Below are 20,701 nucleotides of genomic sequence, written 5' to 3'. Positions count from 1 at the left end.
CTGTACTACTGCCGTTCGCAAAACGGCCAGTCAGCAGCCGGGTGCGGCGTCGTCCAGGGCGGCGACCAGGCGGGCGTGGACGTCGGTGGCGGCCTCGCGGGCGGCCGGGTCCGGGGTCCTCCAGGTGGGCGGCGATCAGCTCGGCTGCCGCGGCGAGCGCGGGCGCCGGGACGGTGGCGGTGCGCAGGTGGAGCATCTGGGCGGCGGGCCGCCCACCGGGCGTGGCGGCCTGGCGGGCGGTGTTGCCACGTCAGGTATCGGCGGCGGCCGCACCGTCCGGTGTCAGGTCTGCGCGATCTGGTGCAGCATGACGGCGGTCAGGGCGGTGGCGGGGTTCGGTCAAGCGCCTGCGAAGGCACTTCTGCCGCCTGTCCACCGCGGCTGATTCTGGCCCCGGTTCCGCCGCGCCGTGAAGCGCTCGTCGAGCTCTGCCAGATATCCGGCATCGAGGCTCGGCAATGGCTCAGCGGCCAGCCAGTGCTCGACGTTCCGGATCGGGAGCCCGCACATGTCGATGTCGATGTAGATGCCGCTACAGTCCCGCGCCCACCCACCACCGCGCTCGTACATCAGGACCAAGGGCTCAAAGGGATCGGGGAGTTCCGGCGGCTCCACCCCGCGGTCGCGCAATACGGCGAAGCGCAGTGCGTAGACGCAGGTCTTCCCGACCACCGGGTAGCCGCGTGCCACTGCCAAAACCCGCTCCACCAGCGAGCCGCCTCCGCCCCGGCGCGCACGGGACGCGGCGTCGGCGCTGCCCTCGATCAGGCGAGCCGTACCCGCCGCCTCCCAGCCGACGGCCCAGGCCGTGATGCCGCAGGTGGCCCGAGCCTGCACGATCAGTTGCGGGCGCGGTGAGGGGAAAGGTTGGATCCGGGGCGCAACGCAAAGGGCCGCCCGCGGCGTCTAAGTAAGTGAGGCGCTCCGCTGCGGACGCCCTACTGACCTTATGGGGGATTTCTTGACGATTCGTCACTTCGGTTTTGCCACCGCTGGCATGGCCAGTGCCGCCCTCGCCCTGACCGCGTTCGGCGCCACCGCCGCGTCGGCCGCCCCGCAGGCCGCCCGCTCGAGCAGCGCCGTCTCGGCGGCCCCGTCAGCGAACGACTGCGGGGGCAACCCGTACCACCTGCGGATGCTGCAGGCCATCGACGCGAGCCCCGCCAGCAAGTCACTGACCGCCTGGAACACCAAGTACTTCTGCGGCGACGACGACGGCTACTTCAGGCCGATTGGCAAGCCCAAGAAGTTCACCTTCGCACCCGGCGCCAAGGCCACCCTGTTCAACGGCCTCCACGGCAAGAAGGTCAGCGTTACCGACCTCCTCCGTTGGGTCCACACCTGCAAGACCAACCCCAATGCCGCGCACTGGCCGTCCTCCTGCCGCAACCAGTACGTGATCACCGTCAACAAGGCCGGCGCGATCACCAGCATCACCCAGCCGTACCACCCCTGATCCACTCATCCGTCCGGGTGCAGGCGGGCACCCGGGCGGAGAGTTATGTGAGCGGAGGCGGGGGCCCGCCGGCATGGCGGGCCGCCGCTTCCGCTCCGGCCGTCCGGTCCGGGGCGCCTGCCAGCCTCGCCAGCGACCCGGGCGAGCACTCCGAACCCCGATCGCGGTCGCCGCGAGGCCGGACCGAGCTACGGCATCCACGCTGGCCTCGGCCTCTGGCGCGCCCGCTGGGGCACCACGGTACTGCGCCCGGCGCCCCTGGCCTCCCCGGGGACTGGACCGCGTTCCTGAAGCGGAAAGCCCGGGCGCACCATGACGTGCTGGGGCGGTCAGCGGTCGCCTCTGCTGCGGGGATCCGTAGTTGATCTTCGGGGGGATCCATGTCGTACCAGGAAGCGCCGCGGTCGGATAAATGCCGGTCCGCTGCCCAGGCGGTCGGCGGTCGGGGTGTGGACGCACTTCGTCCTGCTCTGGGTGTTCTGGCTGGCTCCGCGCTACCTGTTGCTGGTGGTCACGTTCGTCGGCGCGTTCCTCGGAGCGGGAGACGGCGGCGATGGAAGCATCATCGAGGCCGGCAAGGACGCGATCGAGCGGTTCCGCCTGGAGCGTCGAGGAACGCCCGAGCAGTGGGGGGACCGGGCCCGGAAGACCATCCAGGTAAAGGGCTACGAGATGTTGGAGGCGGTGCGCTCACGTCGCGACCGGGCCGCCGAGAAGGGCGATCCGTACCAGGAGTACGAGCCCTCCATCGAGCTCCGGCCGAAGGCCTACCGGCTCGCCGGCGCCGCCGGGGTGGCGGCCGTCGCCGCGCCGCTCGGCTGGGAGGTCGACTGGACGCGCACCGACCCCACGAACCAGATCCGTCTGGTCTACCGCCTGCCATTGTAGGACGAGATTTTCTCGGTCCCGGGTCTCACGCGCTCTGGGCTCTCGGGACCCTCTGATGAGAAAGCTCGAAGAGCCTGCGCTGGCCGCTGACAGCTTCGACGAACGTTTTCACTTCATCGGCCCCTCGATGGGCAGGCGCGAGCAGGCCGAACAGTGGTCACCGCAACTGGCCGTCCGCGAGCGCTTCCTCGTCGTCCAGTACGACCGGGTCACCCGACTCGACACCGTGCCCGAGCCGGAGATCGACGCCGCCGAGCGCACCTCCGTGTCGCACTTCTCCTTCCACAGCGGCACGGGATGGTCGCGGGCGCGGACAGCATCGACGACCTGGACGGGGTTGCCGCCGCAGCGGTCGAGACGCCGTCAAGGTATCTGTCGGCTACCTTGACGGCCCACTCGGCGTCCCGCCTGGCCCAGCTCCTCGATGAGGGCGGCGCGGTCGGGTCGGCCCGGCGTAGGCGCTACCAGCGCTGTTCGCGTTCGGCGCGGTGCTGTTCGCGGGGTGCTGTTCGGCGGCGGCGAAGCGGTCGGCGGTGACGCCGAACTTCGGCGGCGCCCATTCCTCCCAAGGAATCCACTGGTCCTCGTGGTAGTCGTAGCGGCTGCGGGCGAGCTGGCCCCGCTCGCCGGTGGTCTCCAGCTGCCGGTAGGTCTCCTCGGCCATGCCGAGCTCCCGGGCCATCGCGGCCCGAGAGCGGCCGGTGAAGATCCGCAGGTTCGCCAGCGTCTCGGGATCGGTGCCGACCGCCTTCGCTAGTGCTGTGAAACGGGAAGGTTCACCGTGATCGGAAGGCGGCTAGTGGGATAGTGGGACGAGCGCACGCGAACCGGCTGGTATTACTGGGGCATGCAGGAAGAGACCGCACGCTCCGCGATCGACACGTTCATCTCCGCGTTCAACGCCTCGGACGACAGCTATGTGACTGCCCTGCTCCCGCAGGCCCTGACCTCAGACGTGGTCTTCTGGGGGCCGTTGGGTCGCAGCGAAGGAATCGGGGCGGTCGAGCGGTTCGTGCTGGACATCCGACGCCACCCGGCGGGGACCGGCACGATGGTGCGCTGCTCAGCGGTGGACATGCCTGACGAATGGGCCCGGTACCAGTGGGTCTTCACCACGCCTGATGGAGGCCCCCGCCTGGCGGGAACGGATGTCGTCCATCTGCGACGGAGCCTCATCGACCAGATCATCGTCTTCGCGGGGGAGATCGAGCCGTTCGCCTAGTCATCCTTCTGTCGCTGTCCTTCTCCTGAACTTGCCCCGTTGGCGTTCGGGGGCTGCTGTTCGCGGTTGGTCAGGCCGCGGTGTTGAGGCGTTCCGCGCTGGGCGGCGAGTACGTCGGGGTGGTGGGCGTTGGTGTTGCGCCGGCGCAGGTGGCGGTGCAGTGCCTGGGTTTGCGCAGTGTGGCTGCGGTGGTGGGAGTTGGCCAGGGTGAACTGCCGCAGCGGGCCGAAGTGGGCCTCGAGCGGGTTGGCCCAGGAAGCGTAGGGCGGGGTGGAGCACGGCTCGACCTTCAGAGCCCTAGGCGCGGCAGCACTTCCGGGCGCGGGGTGCGGGTGCTGGCGAGATGGAGGGACACCGTGCGCTCGCTCACCCCGGCCCCCCTGGCGATCTTGGCGACCGAGGCCCCAGCAGTGGTCCGGGTGGCGCGAAACTTGGTCGCGTCGAAGCCGTACAAAGTCTCGCTCACACCCGGCTCCTACCCGCCGAGCGGATGGTTCGTTCATCCTGAACGAACCATCGTGAACCGCCGACATGAGCCGCCGTGAAAGCTTGTTCAGGGTGAACGAACCTTGAGTGACCCGAGGAACCGACGGTTCCGGGCGCACTTGGTTCGGCGGTCTGTCAGAGGTTCTGCCGGTAGGCGGCGTGGACGGTGAGGGCGGCCTGTTCCGCAGTGTGAAGTTCCCCCGCTGAAGTGGACAGCCTGATACTGGGACGGTTGAGTCCCGGAGGAAGCAGTCCAGGTAGTGAGTGGCAAGAGCAATATGAGCAAGCGGTACACGGCTGAGTTCAAGCGGGATGCGATCGCTCTCGTCCGGTCCTTGCCGCATCGGAACGTCACCGAGATTGCCCGGGAACTGGGAGTGAGCCCCGAGGGGCTGCGGGGCTGGGTCAAGCAGGACCGAACCGACCGCGGTCAGGGACCGGCGGGTGCGCTGACCAGCGATGAGCGCGAGGAACTGCGTCGCGTCCGCCGCGAGCTGGCCGAGGTCAAGAAGGCGAACGAGATCCTGGTAAAAGCCGCCGCCTTCTTCGCCAAGGAGATCGTGAAGTAGGCGCTCTGTGCCTGTTCATCGATGCGGAGAAGGCCACCGAGGCGAACCCGGACGGCTACAGCGTCGCGCGGCTGTGCCGCGTGATGGGCGTGGGTCGCTCCACCTATTACTCGTGGCTCGCGTCACGACCCGCGATGGCCGAACGGCAGCACGCTGAGGACGAGTTGGCGGGGCGGATTCGGGAGATCCACGCCGGCTCCCGGGGCGCCTACGGTGCCCCGCGCGTGCATGCCGAGTTGCGGCGGGGCGGCCACGCGGTCAACCGGAAGAGGGTCGAGCGGATCATGCGCGAGCGCGACATTCGCGGCATCACCCGCCGTCGGCGCCGTCACCTGACCAGGCAGGATGCCAAGGCTGCCCCGGCTCCGGACCTGGTCGGCCGCGACTTCACCGCCGCTCGGCCCGGCACGAAGCTGGTTGGCGACATCACCTATCTGCCGACGATCGAGGGCTGGTGGTATCTGGCGACGGTCATCGACCTGGCGACCCGCGAGGTGGTCGGGTACGCGATGGCCGACCACCACCGGGCCGAGCTGGTCACCGATGCCCTGCGCATGGCCGGCGGCCGGGGCGATCTGCAGCCCGGCTGCATCATGCACACCGACCGCGGAAGCGAGTACACGAGTGGCGAATTCCGCAGCGAGATAAGGAAGTTGAACCTGAGGCAAAGTATGGGAAGAACCGGCATATGCTACGATAACGCCGCAGCCGAGAGCTTCTTCGGACTGCTCAAAGCAGAGATTGGCACCACCGTCTGGGAGAGCCGCGAGGCCGCCCGTGCCGACGTCTTCCGCTTCATCGAGGTCGAATACAACCGCACCAGGCTCCGCAAACACCCCGAGTTCGGGTACCTCACCCCGCTCGAGACCCGAGCCAGGCTGCAGCACGACTTCACCCTCGCAGCGTAAGCACCCGCTGTCCAGGATCAGGGGGGAACTTCAGTGTCATGGAGCTTCGGCTCCTGGGTGATGATGTCGGCCGCTGCGACCCAGGGTTCTCCGGCCGGGCTGCGTGGAGGGTCCCGAGGCTGCCGAGCTCGGAGCTGTTCAGCACGACGATGTCCACGCTTCACACCCTCGCCCGAATCCGAGATCAGGGCGAGAGGGGCGGGTGACCCTGGGGAGCCGGGGCCACCCACCCCTGTGGCAGCAAAGGTGAGTATGCGTACTAAGGCGGGCGGCGTTCTGACCGATCAAGACTGGTTGCCAGACCGGGTACCGATTCCGCCGCGCGTTGACGGCGAGGGTGGTCAGTTGTTCTGGGTCCATAGGGTGGCGGCGACAGTCAGGCCCTGCTGGTCACTGCCGGGTTTCGCGGTGACCTTGAACCAGGCCAGTGAGCCTTTCGTGGTGATGACGCAGTAGGCCGAGCCGATGGTGATCTTGCTGAGTGGGACGGTGTTGGGCATGCCGTGACGCATGGCGTCGTTGCGGCACTGGACGGGGTCGGGTTCGGGTGCCGTGGACGTTCCCCATGCCCGGACCTGCGAGTAGACGATGGCGACCGAGTTGAGTGTGGAACACGGCTGCCGGATGGTGAGGTCGTCGGTGGCCATGAGGTTCGTGAAATCGTCTGGGTCGTGTGCGGCCCCGCGTGCCGGATCGAAGTCCAGGACGCCTTGCTGGCACGGGCCTTCCAGCGGTGGCACGTTGATGGCCGTATCCCGGTACTGAGCCGTCCACCCCGGTGCATCGACTTGCGGAGCGGACGCGGACGGGGACGGGGAGGGAATGGAGGTTTGGCCGCCGGCCGGAGCGGACGGGGAGGCAACGGCTGTTGGCGGGGCACTGGCCGCGCCGCCGGAGGGCACCTGCTGACCGGCGGGCGTGGCGGCCTGAACGGCACGCGGCGTGCCGGCGTCATGGAGCAGCAGAGTGATCCAGATGCCCGCCGCGCCGAGCAGGCCGAGCAGCACCCCGATCAGAATCCACGGAGCCCGTCGGGAAGATGTCCCGGACCCTAACTGGCGGCCCATTTCGTGCCGCGCGAACCGTGCGGGAGCGGCCGGCATGGGCTGGGGCCACCACGGGGGCACCTGTTGGGGCACCTGTTCCCGGAGAGGAACTTGCAGGTCAGGGTCGTTGAGGAACGTGAGCCTGGGGGGCAGGCGTTCCTCGGCCTCGGCGACCTGGGCCCGGATCAGGTGCCGTTCAGCGGCCAGGCGCTCGACCACCAGCTGCGCGGCGTGCAGTTGCTGCCGGGCTTCGGCAGGCATCGTCTGGCCGGACTGCCGCAGCCGCTTGAGGTGCTCGTTCAGTGTCCAGATCTCGTAGTAGGCGCGGGACAGTTCGGCGTCCTTGCCCAGGCCCTTTCTCACCAGCTCGAAGATCTCGCGTAACTCCGGATTGTTGCTCACCTCCATCACCGCGCCGTACAGGGTGAGCGTGAGCCCGCGCACGTCATCCGTGAGCGGGCCGCCCGCCGCCTTCTCCACATCGATCATCAAAAGTTCCATGAACCGCCACGGCCACGTGCGCTCACCGGAGGCGTAGCGGGAGGCGGTCGACTTGGGAATCCCATGTCTCTTGAGGAACTCCGAGCGCGTACTCATGCCGGCCTGCCGCAGCATCTGCCCGATGTGCGCGTTCAGGGCCAGCTGCGCCGCGGCACGCGGCGTGGCGACGACCTCGCCCCCGGCCTGTCCCGCTCCCCCAACGCCGTCGTGGTGGTGTTTCGGCTGCACCGCGCCCCTCCCCGATCAGTGGCCCAGGCCAGGCCACGAACCCGGGTTGCCGGTCGGCAACCCGCCCCCGCGGAATCCTACTTGGGCACACCGGAAGCGTCCCCGGCCGGGAAGTGGGCTGTTCCCCTTCCACAACCGCACCACGGGCACCGAGGCTCGAAACACGTCCCGCCCATCAAGCCCCAAGGGACATCCACCGACCACGCCTGGGGAGAACTGTTGATGCTGCCCGTATCCCTGTCACGCACCCTGCTCGCCCCCGCCCGCACCGCCACCATCCTGGCCAGCGCCACACTGCTGCTCATCGTGCTCCTGGCAAGCGCGCCGTCCCTGCTCGTGCTCTCCTTCAAAAGCACCGGCGCCACACGCGCCCACAAACTGGTCGAACTGATCACCGACTGGACCCGTGTCCTGCTCACCACCCCCGACGACACCACCCGCCAACCCCACACCCCGCCTGCCGCCGCTACGCCATCTCCGGAGACGTCCGGGCGATGGACGGCTGGTAGAACCGCAGGCCAGCGGCGGGGACTTGACTGGTGAGCTCGCATGTTCAGGTGTCGCGCATTCGCGGCCGAGCCCCAGACGAGGCTCGCGCTGGGTGACCTGCGCAACCTTGGCGGCACCCGGCGGTCTGCTGGTCGGCGATTGACATGATGAGCGGCGGCAAGTCTCAGGTGTCTGTCTCTGGAGGAGCGACCATGGTGTTCACGACCGAAGCCGATCTCGAAGTCGTCGAACGGGACGAATGGTCCTATTCGCCGGCTGTCGGCGTCGGACCGCTCCGGTTCGGCATGACCGTCGACGAAGCGGTTGAGGCGGCTGGGATTCTCGGCCAGACGACGGTCAGCGAGTGTGCACGGGACCACGCCATCTTCGCGCCGGGTTGGAAGGTCGAGGTCCACCGTCGCGGGGTGGCTCCTTCACCACCTGCCGTCACGGCCTATGTGACCCAGGCGGCGGGGCTGTTCTGCATCGCTGCCGATGCTGTGCACGGTCCCCAGGTCGCGTACGGGGGAATCCCGTTGGTCGGGAGGGACTTGTCGGAACTGGAGAGCGACATGATCGCGTATGCCGAGAAAATGGACGTGCACTTCCGCTACACGCCTGAGGGCTACGCAGGGCCGGATGATTCCGGGGTCCTGATGCGCGGCCAACTGGTCCGGCGGGTTCTCCGATCGCGTCCGCTGTTCATGGTGCCGCGCGACGGCGCAAATACCGAATGGGACTCGATGCCCTCCGAGGAGTACCGCGTCAACGGCCAGTCCACGGCCTGACGTGGTGTAACTCGGCCCCCATCATGCAGGCGCGATCGGAACCATGTTCAGAGAGTGCCCCCATCACGAACGCTCGCCAGCGGCGTATCGGCTCCTGGTGGCCCCGATGTCCGTCGCGGCCTGCTCGGTTGTGAAGTTGGTGTAGCCGAGCGCCTTCGCGGGCACGGGCGGCGGCGTGTGCGCGACGAAGCGGCGTAGCGCCTCGGCTCGGCCGGTACCGGGCGCGATGCCGGCCGGGACGAAGTCCTCGGCGAGCATGGTTGCGTAGGTGTCCGCCGGGAAGACAGGGCTGATGTTCCCGCTGGCCATGCGGGCCAGCGGACGGAAGCGGACCAGCGCCCGCGTCACGCCCATGGCACGGTCGACCTTCCTGGCGGTCTGGTCGAACGTGTCGTAGACGGGCGCGCTCTCCGGTGTCGGATCGAGCAGCAGCAGCAGTCCTCGCAGCTTCGGTCCCGGGCTCTCCGCAGCGCGGCGCGCGACCAGGGTGGCGAGGTCCAATAGGAACTTGTCGCGTGCCGCGTATGAAGGCAGGGCCCCTGGTGCAGCTCGGGTCTGTCGAAGACCGCAGGCTCGGGCCTGATGGGTGGTCACCCCAAAGTGGTGGTGGGGCTGGTCAGGGGTAATTCAGGGTTGATCCCGATACCCGCCCGGGGTGGTGGCCGACCATGATCGATCCTGTCGCCAAGAGGCCGCCGGCCGCGGATCATCCAACGGAGTGTCACATGAGGCCCCTCGCCTGTCGTGCCGCCGCCCTCGGTCTGGCCTGTTCTCCTCTCGTCGGCCTCACCGCCGTGTCGGGTGCCCAGGCCTTCGCCGAGGGCGGCTCAGGCCCTACGTCGGCCTTCCCGCCGCTGAACCCCGCCGCGCTGGAGGCCGCCATCCAGACCCACCCCGGTGACGACGCCGCCGGCGCGATCGCCCGGATCGTCGAACCGGGACAGCTGTGGAAGGGCTCCACCGCCGAAGCCAGACCGGCCGGAAGATCCCGGAGAACGCGCACTTCCACGCCGGCAGCATCTCCAAGGTCTTCGAGACCACCGTCATCCTCCAGCTCGCCGCCGAACGCCGGATCGACCTCGACCGGACCGTCCAGCACTACATGCCCGGCCTGCTCCCCAAAACCTTCGCCCCGATCACCATCCGCCAGCTGGTCAACTACACCAGCGGCCTCCCGAACGTCGACGAGGGCAAGCCCGCCGACAGCGCCGACGACACCATCGCCAACCGCTACACCTACCGGACCTTCGACGAGATCATCCAGGACACCCTGCGGCCCGCCCACCGTCCGTGGCCCGGCCCGCACTTCGACCCCGGCACCAAGCAGGAGTACAACTCCCTCGGCTTCCGCATCGCCGCCAAGCTCATCGAGCAGACCACCGGCAACTCCTTCAAGGACGAGGTCACCAACCGCATCCTGGACCCCCTGCACCTCGACCAGACCACGGTGCCCGAGGACGACCCCGAGATGCCCCGCCCCTACCTGCACGGCTACATGACCGACAACAGCGGCCAGGCGGTCGACGTCAGCGAGCAGGGCGGCGACCCGTCCAACATGATCTCCACCCCGGCCGACCTGGACCACTTCATCACCGCCCTGTTCCAGGGCCGCCTGCTGCCCGCCGCGCAGCAGAACGAGCTGTTCACCCTGCCCAAGGACAACGAGGGCAAGCTCGTCCCGTTCGTCGGCGGCACCTCCTGCAACAAGGTGGCCTGCTTCGGCGCCGGCCTGATGTCCACCCCCCTGCCGGGCGGCACCGTGCTCTGGGGCAAGACCGGCCACGACGACGGCTACGCCAACGGCGTGTTCGCCACCCGCGACCTGTCCCTCCGCGCCGTCTACTCCATCTCCAACCTCGGCCTCGACGCCCCCACCCCCCTCTCCAACCGCCTCCTCGCAGCGGTCATGAATCCGTCCGCCCTGCAGCACTGACGCGACCGCGACGTGGAAGCTGATCGGCTTCTTCGGGGGCAGGCCGCCTCCCGACTGCCCACCCTCGCTGACGGCCCGACACCCGGCCACGTCGGCAGCCTCCGGCACCGCCTGCGCTTGCCGCCGTTGGGCCTGGCAGGACTCCGTGCTTGCACGGGTCCCGCCAGGCCCGACCCTGATCTTCGGCGACGAGATCAACTACGTTGATGGCAGGCGGTTGACCGTGTTTCAACACAGCGGCCGTACCGCCGAATCCACCCTCCTGTCCACGCGTGCCGACCGCGCGTCGCAGCGCCGTGCCCGCATGCATCCCGAATCGGAGAAGCAACCATGACCACCCACGCAACTGTCCTCCGGCCGTCGGCCTCCCGCAGAACCGCCCGCCGAATGCTCGTCGGCGGCGGGGCCCTCGCGGCGGTCGCCGCCTGGTGGGCCTTCGATTCCGCACCGTACCCCTACGCGCAACGCCGACTGCTCGACCTGCCGCTCCCTTCCTCACCTGCGGGCGGCTGGACGACCTGCTGCAAACGCGGCCCGGTGAGCGGATCCTGGAGATCGGGCCGGGCACCAGCCAGTGCGCGTAAGACCTGGCGGACGGCTCGTTGGTGACGCTGGCGAGGTAGAGGGAACGCATCCGAACGCCGCGATCCAGTACGGCCAGGTCCTGGGGCTTGCTCATCTCCATGGACGCGGCGGTCGGCGGTCCGCCGGGGATGACGGCCATGACCTCGCTCACGCAAGCCCCGGAGAGAGCCTGAAGCCTGGTCCGGATCATGTCGATCCCGTACAGGCGCTCGACGTCCGTCTCCCCGCCCCTCCGGTGCGCTTGAACTCGGCGTACTCGATGGCGAGCCGCTCGACCGCAACCCGCCCCGCGTCGACCACCTCCTGACGCCTGTGCAGCTCGGCCTCCTGCTCCGCCAGCCTGGCGCCGAGCCCGACCTCAGGCTCGACCGGGATCAACGCGCCGGTCTCCTGCCAGGAGGCCCGCACCAGCGAGAGACGGCGCAGCTCGTCGAGCTGTTCACGGACGGCGCTCTCCTCGCTGCCCAGCCGCCCCGCGAGCCCCGCGGGGTCACCCGGCCCGCCCCTGAGCAGTTCCTCCTACACGGCGGCGGCCGTCGCTCCGACGCCCGCTGCCATGAGCGTCCTGACGACGTCCACACCATCCCCCCTCTTCCGTGCTCCGCCGGCATCTATCGGATTCCGGCAACGGCGCAGGTCACCGGGTGTCCCTGGGCTATTGGGCGCTGACAGCAGAAACCTTCAGATCATTCGGATCAACAGAAAGCCTGATCGGACATGTTCAGCGAGAAGACGACACACCGCACGGCTCTCATGCTGACAGGACTCGCACTGCTCCTCGTCGTGTGGATCTTCATGATGGGAGCCGCACCCAGCGATCACGTGGAGGTGCGCAACTGGTCGTCCTCCTGGATCGGCCTCGACACGCTGGAGGTGCTCGGGCTGGTCGGCACGGCGGCTCTGCTCGTCCGCGGCTCGTGCTACCTGGCCCCGCTCGCCGCCGCCTCCGCAACCCTGTTCGCCGTCGACGCCTGGTTCGACATCATGACCGCACTCACCAGCTCGGACCGCTCCACCGCCCTGATCTTCGCCGGTATCGCCGAGATTCCCCTGGCCGGGCTGCTGGGCACGCTCGCGGCGATAGCTGCCCGACCGCGCCACCATGGGCGCTGAGCGCCTGGGCTGAGCTTCCCCCGGGGTGCGGATCAGCTGGTCAGAATGGGTTGACTGGGTTTGAGGTTCACTTGTTCGGCCGTTGCCTGGTTGGTGCAGTGCTTCTCCTCGTACTCGATGGGGCTGAGGTAGCCGAGTCGTTTCTGGATGCGGCGTGGGTCGTAGAAGCCGTCGGTGACCCTGAGGTGAAAACCCTCCCGTAGGTGATCGTCAGGATGCGGAAGGCGGGGCGGTGGTGACGTCGTAGCCGAGCTCGCGGAGCCTGGCGAGGTGGTGGACCACTTGGCGTTCTGGGGAGTGGCGCTGGGTGAAGTAGTCGGCGCCCAGGTCGTGGTAGGGCTGGTTGCGGTCGAGCATGTGGTAGGTGGCGACGACGATGGAGTGCTCGATCGCCTTGATCGCTTTGGCGTGTCCGCGCCGCGGTTTGAGGCGCATGTACTGTGCGTGCAGGTAGGTGCCCTTGGAGTGGATCGCGGCCACCGCGCACTCGTGCAGGCACGCTCCGAGCCACTTGGGGCCTTTGCGGGCCCGTCCCGTGCGGGACTTGCCGGCGGACTCCCAGTTGCCCGGGCAGACTCCGGCCCATGAGGCGAGGGCCTTGGCCGAGCCGAACCGGCCCATGTCCGCGCCGATCTCGCCGATCAGCATCTGCCCGCTGCGGGGCCCGACCCCGGGGATGGTGGCCAGCAGTTCGACGGCGGCGGTGTGTGCGGCCAGGGCCTGGCCGATCTCTTCACCGAGGCGGGTGATCGCTTCGTCGAGGTACTCCAGCTTGGCGAGGATCTCGGCGACCAGGACCGCGTGCACATGCCCGAACCGGCCGTCCAGAGCACGTCGCAGCAGCGGGATCTTGGAGCGGAGTTTGCTCTTGGCCAGGTCGGACAGGGCGTGCGGGTCGCGGGTGCCCTCGATGAACGCGTTCATCATGGCGCGCCCGGAGACGCCCAGGATGTCGGTGGCGACCGAGGACAGCTTCACGCCGACGTCCTGCAGGAGCTTGTCCAGTCGCTGGGCCTCGCGTCCTCGTTCGTCGATCTGGGCCTTGCGGTACCGGGTGAACATCCGCGCCTCACGGATGTCCTTGGGTGGCACGAAACTCGGCTTGCCCAGGCCGTGCTGGAGCAGTTGGGCGATCCAGGCGGCGTCGGCGACATCCGTCTTACGACCGGGCACATTGTGCATATGCCGGGCGTTGAGCAGCCAGCACTCGGACGTGCCTTCGATGGCGTAGTACACGGGCTTCAGTAGACCCCGGTCGATTCCATGCCGACCAGGGTGATCTGGTAGGAGGTCAGCCAGTCGCGCAACGCGAGCAGGTCCGGCCAGGTGGTGCCGAAGGTCTGGGTCACCCCCTCGGGCGGTTCCTCGGGGACCCGCACGTTGGCCACCACGGTGTCCCGGTGCACGTCCAGTCCAGCACAGCGCTCGACGAGTTGCTCCACGATCCCTCCCTGCCGCGGTCCATCCGGACAAGCCGGCGCCCGCCCCCTGGAAGGCCCCTTCTCGAAGAGTCGGCCGCCCGCAGCCCGGCAGTCGTCGCGGTCGATGTGGAAGCGCGGCACCGTTTCGCTGTCCTGGCCGGGCTCGGACAGCGGGCCGAACCAGACGTGGCCCTCTCCGGTGATCCGGTCCCCGCAGTGGGCGCAGCGCCACCGCGCCGGCGTCAGCTCCCACCCCGCTTCGAGGTTCTCCAGCTCCTGGGCAGCGTCGCCCTGGCCGTGGTCGTCCCGGTGGCCGTCGTGCGTCATCGCGGTTCCGCCCCGTCTGTCGTTGGAATTCCGGTCGGCTTTTCTGTGGTCGCATGCTTCGCGAATTGCTGCGGAGTAAGGCTCCGGCCAGCACTGTGAATTCGGATTCGGAAATTCTGGCTGCTCTCGGGCACGCCCCGCTCCCGTGCCCGGATTCCCCGGTAATCCCCCGCCATGCCCAGGGCTTCGGCGTAGTCGCCTGATGTCCGTTTTGTGGTCACGCGAGGCCGAGGAGGGCCAGCGGACGTAGTGGGTTGCGGGCGTTGCGACGGAGCGCGGCGGCGATGTTGGTGACGCCGTTCAGCTTCAAGGCGCCGATGGCCAGGTTTCGCCAGGCAGCCATCGCGCGGGGAGCGTTGCCTGTCCGCAACTGCGAGGCGTCCTCGGCGAACGTGGTGTCCCGGACGTGGTGCAGGGCCTCGATGTTCCAGTGATCACGAACCAGCTTCGAGAGCTGGGCCGGGGTGGCCTTCTCGGCAGCGAGGCTCGTGACCGCGTAGACGGTTTTGATCGTGGTCTTGCCGGTCTTGCGGTCGGTGCGGCGGCGCTTGATCTGGATGGCCTGGCGGGCGCCGGGGAACAGCAGGTTATCCACGGTGGCGACCTTGATCCGGCGGATCTCGGACCGTCCGTGGCGGTCTCCTTCGTGCGGCCCAGGAGCGGGATGTCCATCCAGGGAAGGGACTTGAGCTGCTTGCGCAGGCTCTTCTGGTTGCCCTTGACGATCACGATGTAGTGCGCCTTGCGGCCGAGGAGATAGGTGGCGTGCTCGCGCTGGGTGTGCAGCGCGTCGCCGGTGACCACCGTGTCGGCGAGGTCGGCGACACGGTGTCCAGCAGCGGCTGGAAGCAGGTGATTTCGTTGGTCTTCTCGCCGACGTCCAACTGGGCCAGGACCAGGCCCGTGGTGTGCTCCACGGCAGCGAGCAGGTGGACCTTGCGTCCACGGGCCTTGGCCGCGCCGCGCAGGCTCTTGCCGTCCACGGACACGCCGCGCAGGCCGGCGCCACCGCTCGGTCGCGGGCGGCGGTCCGCGAGCCAGCGGCCGACCGCCTGGTCCAGTGCGTCGCCGTCGATGCGGGCAAGCAGTCGGCGGACCGTCGACTCTGCAGGCACCGGCCGCCTGGACATCAGCGGATCGAGACGGAGACCGAGGCGCTCCAGGACGTGGGCCGAGGCGTCGGCGATCCACTCACCGACCGCCAGAAGCGAGGTGGCCCCGGGCAGCACGGCGCACGCGGTCAGTGTGAGCACGACGGCCGGGGCGTGGCGCACGCCGCGCGGGTCACGCGGGTCCGGCACCTCGGCCAGCCGCTCCAGCAGCCCCGGGATCTCCTCGGGCCGGGGTTCGGGCTGACAGCGGAGCCGGTCAAGAGCAGGCGGGATCGGCGATGATGCGTCGACAGGCACGGTCTTCCACTCGGATCACGGGGCGTGGAGAACTCCATGATCTTGGAAGCCCGTGCCTGTCTCATCCCCGGGGCTTCCTACCCGACTTACTGGCACAACCTGACCATGCGCCAACTCGCCCCGCTGTCCCGCATCAGTCGAGGCAGAACTCGTTGCCCTCGATGTCCTGCATCGTGATGCACGACTCGTTGACGCCATCGGCGCGCTGCGTCAGCACGTGTTTCGCGCCGAGCGCCATCAGTCGTGCGCATTCGGCCTCGAGTGTGGCCAGGCGCTCGTCACCCACGAGCCCGGCGCCGACCCGCACATCAAGATGCACCCGGTTCTTGACGACCTTGCCTTCGGGAACTCGCTGGAAGAGCACGCGCGGGCCCAGACCCGAGGGATCAGTGCACGCGAAGTAGATCTCATCCTCAGGCGGCAGCGAGCGGTGGTACTCCTCCCACGTGGCAAAGCCCTCCGGGACTGTCGGTACGACGTACCCCAGCACCTCGCACCAGAAGGCGGCGAGGCGCGCAGGTTCCGCGCAGTCGAAGGTCACCTGGAACTGCTTGATCGTTGACATCGGCGTACCATAACAGGGGTCCTGCTCATCTCCTCGGGCGGGTGGATCCGCACGTTGCCGGGAGGACGGCCCTGTCATCCGCTGCTGTGTCGTGCGGTTAGCCTCGCGCTTCCACGAAGCGGGCTGTCGAGAACTCCATGATCTTGGAATCTTGGAAGCCGTGCCTGTGATGCTTCCCAAAGCTTCGGTTGAGCTGACAGATCGCCATGAACCGGACGTCACTCGACTATGCCGAAGCCCTGCCGCCATGCCCCGTTGAGCCGGTCGCGGTCGGACCGGGCGCCCGCCCGGATCACGACCGCCTCCCCGGCCACGCCTGGCCTGAACCAACCCTCTGGGTAGGTCAGTTGGGCATCTGTGGCGGTCAGCTCAGGTCGAAGTCGTTGGGGTCGAAGTCGAAGTCTTCGGCCGAGAAGCCGCCGTAGCCGGCGCCGCCGTTGAAGTAGTCCGCGAGGGCCTGGCCGACGATCTGCCGCACCTCGTCCTCGTCCTCGGCGAGGGCCAGGGCGGCGGCCTGCTCGCCCGTCAGGCTCAGGTGGATGTCGCGGGCCCGGACCGCGTCCGAGCCGCGGATCTCGAACGACACGGCGCGGCCGACCCGGGCCCCGATCCCGGAGACGGTGCCGCGCTGGGCCAGCTGCTTGGCCTTGCGCTCCCGGCCCCGCTCGGTGGTCTGCACGTCGACCGCCTCGCGCTGCAGTCGCTCGGCGTCCTCCCCCTTGGGGTGGCGGGTGCCGTCGATCCAGCGCAGCACGGTGCGCGGTGCGACGCCGTAGGCGGCGGCCATGGCCTTGGTGTTCCCGCCGTACTTGCGCTCGCGCACCTGGCCGGCCTGCGTCGTGGACTGCACCGGCGCCTTCCGCGAGGGGAACAACGCCTCGCGCACCCGGCCGAACAACCCCTTCGCCATCAGTTCCCGCCTTCCTCATCGTCGTTGTCGGTACCGGCGGCCCCGCCGTCGGTGCCGGCCTGCGCCTGGCCGATCGGGGTGCCGTCGGTGGTGTAGTGGTGCACCAGCTTGGAGGGGTGCTCCCGACGCTCCATCGCCTCGAGCACCGCCGTGAGCGGGATCGAGGACTCGTGCTTGTGGCTGCCCGGGGCGATGCCCAGGCGCAGCGCTCCGGGGACCGGGGTGCCGTCGTCCTTGACCGGGAGCAGCTCCAGCGGGGAGGGGGCGTCGGCGGTGTACAGGTAGGAGTCGACGTTGACGGCGAAGGGGGCGCGGCCGGTCAGCTGGAGGGTCTTGCGCAGGCGGCGGTGGGCGGCGATGCGGGCGGCGGCGATGATGTGGAAGCGGATCTCGGGGCGGTAGGACCAGGAGCTGGCGACCTTCTCCAGCCAGGTCTGGTCGTCCAGGTGGCGGGCGGAGTCGGCCCACTTGCCGATCCCGCCCTTGTAGATGTTCTTGTACAGGCCGGCGAGGACGAGGGCGTCGGCGCGGACCGGGTCGGTGGCGACGTCCTTGTGCACGGCGTAGGCGGCGAGGAACTCGGTCGGGGCCTGGCCGTCCACTAGACCCAGGGCAGCGTAGGCACGCTTGTAGCCCGAGCGGATCCGGCCGGTCCACTCCTTGAGCAGCGGTGCGGTGTGGGTGGACAGGTAGGCGTCGGTGATGGTGGCCGGGTCGAAGCCGTAGGTGGTGGCCATGTAGGCGACGGTGGGGGTGGCGTACCAGCCGGGCCCGGTCGGGGGCTGGCCGTGGAAGGTGGCCGGGTGCGGCAGCAGGTCGTCGACCGGGGTGGTGGTGAAGTCTGCCCACCACAGGCCGGCGGTCTTGCCGCTGTCCCAGGCGGGGTTCTTCACGTGCTCCAGGGGACCTGCGGGCAGGCGCAGGGAGTCGGTGACGGACAGGTAGGAGGCGCAGACGTCGACCGCGACCGCGTACCGGCGCCCGGTCTCCTGGTCGGTGAGGTCGCGGGCCCACCACTTGTAGTCCTCCTCCTCGCACACCGCCTCGCCCCGGGAGAGCAGTTCGCGGGTGAGCGGGTGCCGGGCTCCGGCGGCCGGGGGCACGCACAGGTCGCCCTTGGGGAGGGCGCCCTCGCGCGGGTGGGAGGACCACTCCCCCGTCGTCTCGTCCTTGACCCACTCCACCCGGGGGCGGACCGCGTCCAGGAGCAGCATCGCGGTGGAGGCGGTGGTCGCACCTGGTGCGGCGCCCAGGTCGGTGGTGAAGGCCCTGCTGCGGCGGGCGAGGGTGAGGCCGTCCTTGGTGCCGTCGGGGGCGGTGGCGAGCGGGCCCGCGAGGGCGCTGGTGGCCTGCTGGCGGGAGTCGCCCTGGCCGAGCCAGGGCGCGATGGTGATCCGCACCGAGGTCTTCGGGCCGCCGGCCGAGCCCTTGCGGCGGAAGACGTGGAAGGCCGGGCCGATGTGGTCGCTGATCTCCATGCCGACGGATCCGGCGGCCTTCGCCATCTTGGCGTGGAGCGCGGTCAGGGCCTTCTCGGTGCCGGGCAGGGTGGCGGGCAGGCCGAGCTGCTTGAGTGCGGCGGCGGTCAGGCAGACCGTGCCGTCGCCGCCGCGCCCGGCCGCGTGGGCCCGCTCGACGCGCAGCGGCAGCCCGGTGCCAAGCCACGCGAACCAGTCCGGCAGCTTCGGCCCGGCCGGGGCCGGGACCTGCGGGACGTCCAGCACCCAGCCGCCGTCCTCGGCGACGTCCAGCGCGACCACCGGCCACCACCGGGCAGCAGCAGCCGCGGCGGCCGGGCCGGCGGGACGCGCCGTGGCCGGACGGTTCGGGGTACGGGCCGCAGGCGGGCGCTGGCTTCCCCGTGCCGCCGGGGCCGACGGCGAGGCGGACGCGGGCCGGGACGGCGCCGTAGCAGCGGGAGCAGGAGCAGCCGCGGGCGCGGTGACCGGCGCGCTGGTGACAGGCGCCGGGGCAGCCAGGGCGGGGGCCAGCCGCTCGGCCTGGGGGACAGCGGGCGCGGGCGCCGGGGCGACAGCGGGGCGGCAGAACCCGCCCAGATGCATCGGGCGGCCGTGGGCACGGTAGACGGAGGGCTGGCCGCACTGCACGCACGGCGCCGCCTGGCCCATCACCAGCGAGCCGTCCGGGTTCTGGTCGAGCATCGGGACCGCCGGCTGTTCGGCGATGTGCTGCGCGGGCGCCGGACCGGTGAACGCCTGCGGTACGGCCGAGGCCGGAATGGCGGCGGGCTGTACAGGGACGGGGAAGCGCTCCGCCAGACCCGCGAGCAGGCGCGCGTAGGCCGGGGTGATGTCCGGGCCCGGGACGGCGGAACCATCTTCCCAGCCCTGCACCAGGGCCGAGTTCACCCGCAGGGCCGCAGCGATCTGCGCGGGAGTAAGCCCGGCCGCCAGGCGCAGCCGCTTGCGCTCCGCCGGGAGCGGCAGACCGGTGTTCACGGCCGCGAGCAGGGCATCGACGGAGTTGAACAGGTCGTCGGACATCGGGCGTTGCTCCTCAGCGTCCGTTGGGTCGGGTCGGGTCGATCCGGGGGTCGCCGAACAGGGCGTCGAAGACCGGCTCGGTGACGCAGGCGATCAGGCCCTGCTCAGCGTGGCGCAGGGTGTAGCCGGCGGTGCGCCCGAGGTCGGCCACCGCGATCGGGACCTGGGGCCGGTAGTAGAAGGTCAGCTCCCGGCCGCCGAACTCCGTCGACTCCGTCGCGTTCGGTGCGGGGGTGAACGGCAGGGTGAACGAGGGCAGGCCCGCCACGTCGGCCTCGGCAGCCAGGTGCAGCACACCGTCGTCGGTGGTTCGGAACGCGAACACGAGGTTCACGCCGCCGCTGCGGCGGTCCCGCGGCAGCCCGTGGCCCTGGAGGACGCGGCCGAGCTGGGAGGGGGCCATGGCCGCCGCGATGCCCAGCGCGCGCCGGTTGGAGTAGCCGCCAGTGGCATCCGCACGGGACATCGCCAGCTCCTTCACCACGTTCAGGTGCTGGGTGACGTGGCTGATCCGGGCGACCAGAGCGGTCAGGTCGTCGAAGCCGGAGGCCTGCGGCGGCTCCACCAGCCGCTCCTCCCGCAGCGCCGCGAGCAACGCCCGGCCCAGGTCGTCGGGCACCTCGACCCGCTCGCCGCCGATGCTGATCCTCACGAGACAACCCCCAAACAGTAGAACATAACCAAATGCTACGCCCGTCCACTCTTGGCGTTAAAGAGGAAAGGGCGCGCGGCACCCGCCGCGCGCCTCGATGTGACGGAGCACCGTAGCTTGCGAGTGGCGCAAACGGGATTGCGAGCTCCCTGAACGCACCCGGCCGAAGCCGCTGCGTAGGCTGCCGGACATGGGTGGAGCGAAACGGCAGATGGATCTGGAGTTCGAGCGGGGCTGGACCTCCAGGAGCGATCACGTATGTGCGGAATGCCTCAGCGACCCGGCGCTCAAAAAGGTGGTCTCGGATTCCGCCCAGGACGATGAGGAATGCGCCTTCTGCGGCGAGAGCCTTGCCGCAGAGCTCGACGTTCTCACCGAAGCGTTCGTCAATGGGCTGAGGACCGAATACGCCAACGCCGACGACGAGGGAGTCCCCTACGACAGCGGGGAGGGCGGCTACCACGTCGCCACCACCTGGGGCACCTGGGACCTGGCGAGTGACCACTGCGAAGTCTTCGCGAACATTGAGGTCCTGGAAGCCGTCCGCGACGCGATCGGCGAACAGACTATGTCCCGACCGGGGTGGTCGCGGAGTTCCTCCTCAAGGCGGCATTGGATGTCTTGTCCCGCTTTCGGGTCGAGTTCTACGACTGCATTTACGCCCGCCAGGACGCGCTCTTCGAGCTCACCGACGCGGTGCT

24 protein-coding genes and 2 pseudogenes are annotated in these 20,701 nt (G+C 69.5%); 11 read left to right on the top strand and 15 right to left on the bottom strand.

What is annotated here, in order from left to right; translation table 11 throughout:
* Nucleotides 1-339 precede the first annotated feature (339 nt).
* Nucleotides 340-837, bottom strand: coding sequence for a hypothetical protein (locus ACZ5ON_RS33445; protein WP_465600621.1), 498 nt, complete (start codon nucleotides 835-837; stop codon nucleotides 340-342).
* 160 nt (nucleotides 838-997) lie between these two features.
* On the opposite strand from ACZ5ON_RS33445, the gene ACZ5ON_RS33440 reads away from it, so the two are divergent.
* From ACZ5ON_RS33440 to ACZ5ON_RS33430, 3 genes are all read left to right on the top strand, one after another.
* Nucleotides 998-1,456: a hypothetical protein gene (locus ACZ5ON_RS33440; RefSeq protein ID WP_465600618.1), complete on the top strand. Its 459-nt coding sequence runs from the start codon at nucleotides 998-1,000 to the stop codon at nucleotides 1,454-1,456.
* Nucleotides 1,457-1,903: 447 nt separating this feature from the next.
* Entirely contained in the window at nucleotides 1,904-2,344 is a 441-nt protein-coding gene (locus ACZ5ON_RS33435; RefSeq protein ID WP_465600615.1) for a hypothetical protein, read from the top strand.
* Nucleotides 2,345-2,399: 55 nt separating this feature from the next.
* On the top strand, nucleotides 2,400-2,732 hold the full coding sequence (locus ACZ5ON_RS33430; protein ID WP_465600613.1) for a hypothetical protein: 333 nt from the start codon (nucleotides 2,400-2,402) through the stop codon (nucleotides 2,730-2,732).
* Here the strand turns inward: ACZ5ON_RS33430 and ACZ5ON_RS33425 are convergent.
* Nucleotides 2,724-3,008, bottom strand: a complete 285-nt coding sequence (locus ACZ5ON_RS33425; protein WP_465600611.1) for a hypothetical protein — start codon at nucleotides 3,006-3,008, stop codon at nucleotides 2,724-2,726. The genes ACZ5ON_RS33430 and ACZ5ON_RS33425 overlap by 9 nt on opposite strands.
* Nucleotides 3,009-3,191: 183 nt before the next feature.
* Here ACZ5ON_RS33425 and ACZ5ON_RS33420 point away from each other — a divergent pair, with 183 nt between their 5' ends.
* Nucleotides 3,192-3,566, top strand: a complete 375-nt coding sequence (locus ACZ5ON_RS33420) for a nuclear transport factor 2 family protein (protein WP_465600609.1) — start codon at nucleotides 3,192-3,194, stop codon at nucleotides 3,564-3,566.
* On the opposite strand, the pseudogene ACZ5ON_RS33415 reads toward ACZ5ON_RS33420, so the two are convergent.
* Together ACZ5ON_RS33415 and ACZ5ON_RS33410 are read right to left on the bottom strand one after the other, a co-directional pair.
* Nucleotides 3,563-3,856: pseudogene (locus tag ACZ5ON_RS33415) on the bottom strand (hypothetical protein); the annotation flags it as partial. The gene ACZ5ON_RS33420 and the pseudogene ACZ5ON_RS33415 overlap by 4 nt on opposite strands.
* Complete coding sequence (locus tag ACZ5ON_RS33410) at nucleotides 3,856-4,032, bottom strand: hypothetical protein (protein WP_465600676.1); 177 nt, start codon at nucleotides 4,030-4,032, stop codon at nucleotides 3,856-3,858. The gene ACZ5ON_RS33410 and the pseudogene ACZ5ON_RS33415, both read right to left, overlap by 1 nt.
* A 298-nt stretch (nucleotides 4,033-4,330) precedes the next feature.
* On the opposite strand from ACZ5ON_RS33410, the gene ACZ5ON_RS33405 reads away from it, so the two are divergent.
* Nucleotides 4,331-4,621, top strand: a complete 291-nt coding sequence (locus ACZ5ON_RS33405) for a transposase (protein WP_465600606.1) — start codon at nucleotides 4,331-4,333, stop codon at nucleotides 4,619-4,621.
* Between the two features lie 5 nt (nucleotides 4,622-4,626).
* Nucleotides 4,627-5,529: an IS3 family transposase gene (locus ACZ5ON_RS33400; protein ID WP_465600668.1), complete on the top strand. Its 903-nt coding sequence runs from the start codon at nucleotides 4,627-4,629 to the stop codon at nucleotides 5,527-5,529.
* Between the two features lie 341 nt (nucleotides 5,530-5,870).
* Here the strand turns inward: ACZ5ON_RS33400 and ACZ5ON_RS33395 are convergent, their stop codons facing one another.
* The gene (locus tag ACZ5ON_RS33395; protein ID WP_465600604.1) at nucleotides 5,871-7,304 is read right to left on the bottom strand and encodes a hypothetical protein; all 1,434 of its coding nucleotides are present in this window, start codon (nucleotides 7,302-7,304) and stop codon (nucleotides 5,871-5,873) included.
* A 222-nt stretch (nucleotides 7,305-7,526) separates the two neighbouring features.
* Here ACZ5ON_RS33395 and ACZ5ON_RS33390 point away from each other — a divergent pair, with 222 nt between their 5' ends.
* Both ACZ5ON_RS33390 and ACZ5ON_RS33385 read left to right on the top strand, forming a co-directional pair.
* Nucleotides 7,527-7,847: a hypothetical protein gene (locus ACZ5ON_RS33390; RefSeq protein WP_465600601.1), complete on the top strand. Its 321-nt coding sequence runs from the start codon at nucleotides 7,527-7,529 to the stop codon at nucleotides 7,845-7,847.
* Between the two features lie 158 nt (nucleotides 7,848-8,005).
* Nucleotides 8,006-8,581 carry a hypothetical protein gene (locus tag ACZ5ON_RS33385; RefSeq protein WP_465600599.1) on the top strand — a complete coding sequence of 192 codons (576 nt, stop codon included), beginning with the start codon at nucleotides 8,006-8,008 and terminating at the stop codon, nucleotides 8,579-8,581.
* A 63-nt stretch (nucleotides 8,582-8,644) separates the two neighbouring features.
* On the opposite strand, the gene ACZ5ON_RS33380 is transcribed toward ACZ5ON_RS33385, so the two are convergent.
* Nucleotides 8,645-9,082 carry a hypothetical protein gene (locus tag ACZ5ON_RS33380; RefSeq protein ID WP_465600598.1) on the bottom strand — a complete coding sequence of 146 codons (438 nt, stop codon included), beginning with the start codon at nucleotides 9,080-9,082 and terminating at the stop codon, nucleotides 8,645-8,647.
* Nucleotides 9,083-9,527: 445 nt separating this feature from the next.
* On the opposite strand from ACZ5ON_RS33380, the gene ACZ5ON_RS33375 reads away from it, so the two are divergent.
* Nucleotides 9,528-10,514 (top strand): serine hydrolase domain-containing protein, encoded by a 987-nt coding sequence (locus ACZ5ON_RS33375; RefSeq protein WP_465600595.1) that lies wholly within the window; start codon nucleotides 9,528-9,530, stop codon nucleotides 10,512-10,514.
* A gap of 771 nt (nucleotides 10,515-11,285) precedes the next feature.
* On the opposite strand, the gene ACZ5ON_RS33370 is transcribed toward ACZ5ON_RS33375, so the two are convergent.
* The gene (locus ACZ5ON_RS33370) at nucleotides 11,286-11,477 is read right to left on the bottom strand and encodes a hypothetical protein (protein WP_465600592.1); all 192 of its coding nucleotides are present in this window, start codon (nucleotides 11,475-11,477) and stop codon (nucleotides 11,286-11,288) included.
* A gap of 339 nt (nucleotides 11,478-11,816) precedes the next feature.
* On the opposite strand from ACZ5ON_RS33370, the gene ACZ5ON_RS33365 reads away from it, so the two are divergent.
* Nucleotides 11,817-12,212: a hypothetical protein gene (locus tag ACZ5ON_RS33365; RefSeq protein WP_465600590.1), complete on the top strand. Its 396-nt coding sequence runs from the start codon at nucleotides 11,817-11,819 to the stop codon at nucleotides 12,210-12,212.
* Between the two features lie 210 nt (nucleotides 12,213-12,422).
* Here ACZ5ON_RS33365 and ACZ5ON_RS33360 read toward each other — a convergent pair whose 3' ends face one another.
* From ACZ5ON_RS33360 to ACZ5ON_RS33325, 8 genes are all read right to left on the bottom strand, one after another.
* Nucleotides 12,423-13,448: an IS110 family RNA-guided transposase gene (locus ACZ5ON_RS33360; RefSeq protein ID WP_465600588.1), complete on the bottom strand. Its 1,026-nt coding sequence runs from the start codon at nucleotides 13,446-13,448 to the stop codon at nucleotides 12,423-12,425.
* A gap of 5 nt (nucleotides 13,449-13,453) precedes the next feature.
* Nucleotides 13,454-13,960, bottom strand: coding sequence for a hypothetical protein (locus ACZ5ON_RS33355; RefSeq protein ID WP_465600586.1), 507 nt, complete (start codon nucleotides 13,958-13,960; stop codon nucleotides 13,454-13,456).
* Nucleotides 13,961-14,177: 217 nt separating this feature from the next.
* On the bottom strand, nucleotides 14,178-14,555 hold the full coding sequence (locus ACZ5ON_RS33350; RefSeq protein ID WP_465600673.1) for a hypothetical protein: 378 nt from the start codon (nucleotides 14,553-14,555) through the stop codon (nucleotides 14,178-14,180).
* A gap of 130 nt (nucleotides 14,556-14,685) precedes the next feature.
* Entirely contained in the window at nucleotides 14,686-15,369 is a 684-nt protein-coding gene (locus tag ACZ5ON_RS33345) for a transposase family protein (RefSeq protein ID WP_465600585.1), read from the bottom strand.
* Between the two features lie 133 nt (nucleotides 15,370-15,502).
* Nucleotides 15,503-15,934: a VOC family protein gene (locus tag ACZ5ON_RS33340; protein WP_465600582.1), complete on the bottom strand. Its 432-nt coding sequence runs from the start codon at nucleotides 15,932-15,934 to the stop codon at nucleotides 15,503-15,505.
* 364 nt (nucleotides 15,935-16,298) lie between these two features.
* Nucleotides 16,299-16,844: a hypothetical protein gene (locus ACZ5ON_RS33335; protein WP_465600579.1), complete on the bottom strand. Its 546-nt coding sequence runs from the start codon at nucleotides 16,842-16,844 to the stop codon at nucleotides 16,299-16,301.
* Nucleotides 16,844-19,348, bottom strand: coding sequence for a helix-turn-helix domain-containing protein (locus ACZ5ON_RS33330; RefSeq protein WP_465600577.1), 2,505 nt, complete (start codon nucleotides 19,346-19,348; stop codon nucleotides 16,844-16,846). Before ACZ5ON_RS33330 ends, ACZ5ON_RS33335 begins: the two co-directional genes overlap by 1 nt.
* A gap of 13 nt (nucleotides 19,349-19,361) precedes the next feature.
* Nucleotides 19,362-20,000: a hypothetical protein gene (locus ACZ5ON_RS33325; RefSeq protein WP_465600574.1), complete on the bottom strand. Its 639-nt coding sequence runs from the start codon at nucleotides 19,998-20,000 to the stop codon at nucleotides 19,362-19,364.
* A gap of 190 nt (nucleotides 20,001-20,190) precedes the next feature.
* Between ACZ5ON_RS33325 and ACZ5ON_RS33320 the strand changes: the two are divergent.
* Nucleotides 20,191-20,529: pseudogene (locus tag ACZ5ON_RS33320) on the top strand (HEPN-associated N-terminal domain-containing protein); the annotation flags it as partial.
* Nucleotides 20,530-20,701 lie beyond the last annotated feature (172 nt).

This window comes from Kitasatospora sp. NPDC032150 (assembly GCF_055579945.1).
This window is presented reverse-complemented; position numbering and strand designations above follow the sequence as displayed.

Bases quoted from the DNA above. Each gene is read 5' to 3' on its own strand.
- ACZ5ON_RS33440 (WP_465600618.1), top strand. From the start codon at position 998: ATGGCCAGTGCCGCCCTCGCCCTGACCGCGTTCGGCGCCACCGCCGCG.
- ACZ5ON_RS33430 (WP_465600613.1), top strand. From the start codon at position 2,400: ATGAGAAAGCTCGAAGAGCCTGCGCTGGCCGCTGACAGCTTCGACGAA.
- ACZ5ON_RS33425 (WP_465600611.1), bottom strand. From the start codon at position 3,008: ATGGCCGAGGAGACCTACCGGCAGCTGGAGACCACCGGCGAGCGGGGC.
- ACZ5ON_RS33420 (WP_465600609.1), top strand. From the start codon at position 3,192: ATGCAGGAAGAGACCGCACGCTCCGCGATCGACACGTTCATCTCCGCG.
- ACZ5ON_RS33405 (WP_465600606.1), top strand. From the start codon at position 4,331: ATGAGCAAGCGGTACACGGCTGAGTTCAAGCGGGATGCGATCGCTCTC.
- ACZ5ON_RS33390 (WP_465600601.1), top strand. From the start codon at position 7,527: ATGCTGCCCGTATCCCTGTCACGCACCCTGCTCGCCCCCGCCCGCACC.
- ACZ5ON_RS33385 (WP_465600599.1), top strand. From the start codon at position 8,006: ATGGTGTTCACGACCGAAGCCGATCTCGAAGTCGTCGAACGGGACGAA.
- ACZ5ON_RS33365 (WP_465600590.1), top strand. From the start codon at position 11,817: ATGTTCAGCGAGAAGACGACACACCGCACGGCTCTCATGCTGACAGGA.
- ACZ5ON_RS33355 (WP_465600586.1), bottom strand. From the start codon at position 13,960: ATGACGCACGACGGCCACCGGGACGACCACGGCCAGGGCGACGCTGCC.
- ACZ5ON_RS33340 (WP_465600582.1), bottom strand. From the start codon at position 15,934: ATGTCAACGATCAAGCAGTTCCAGGTGACCTTCGACTGCGCGGAACCT.
- ACZ5ON_RS33335 (WP_465600579.1), bottom strand. From the start codon at position 16,844: ATGGCGAAGGGGTTGTTCGGCCGGGTGCGCGAGGCGTTGTTCCCCTCG.
- ACZ5ON_RS33330 (WP_465600577.1), bottom strand. From the start codon at position 19,348: ATGTCCGACGACCTGTTCAACTCCGTCGATGCCCTGCTCGCGGCCGTG.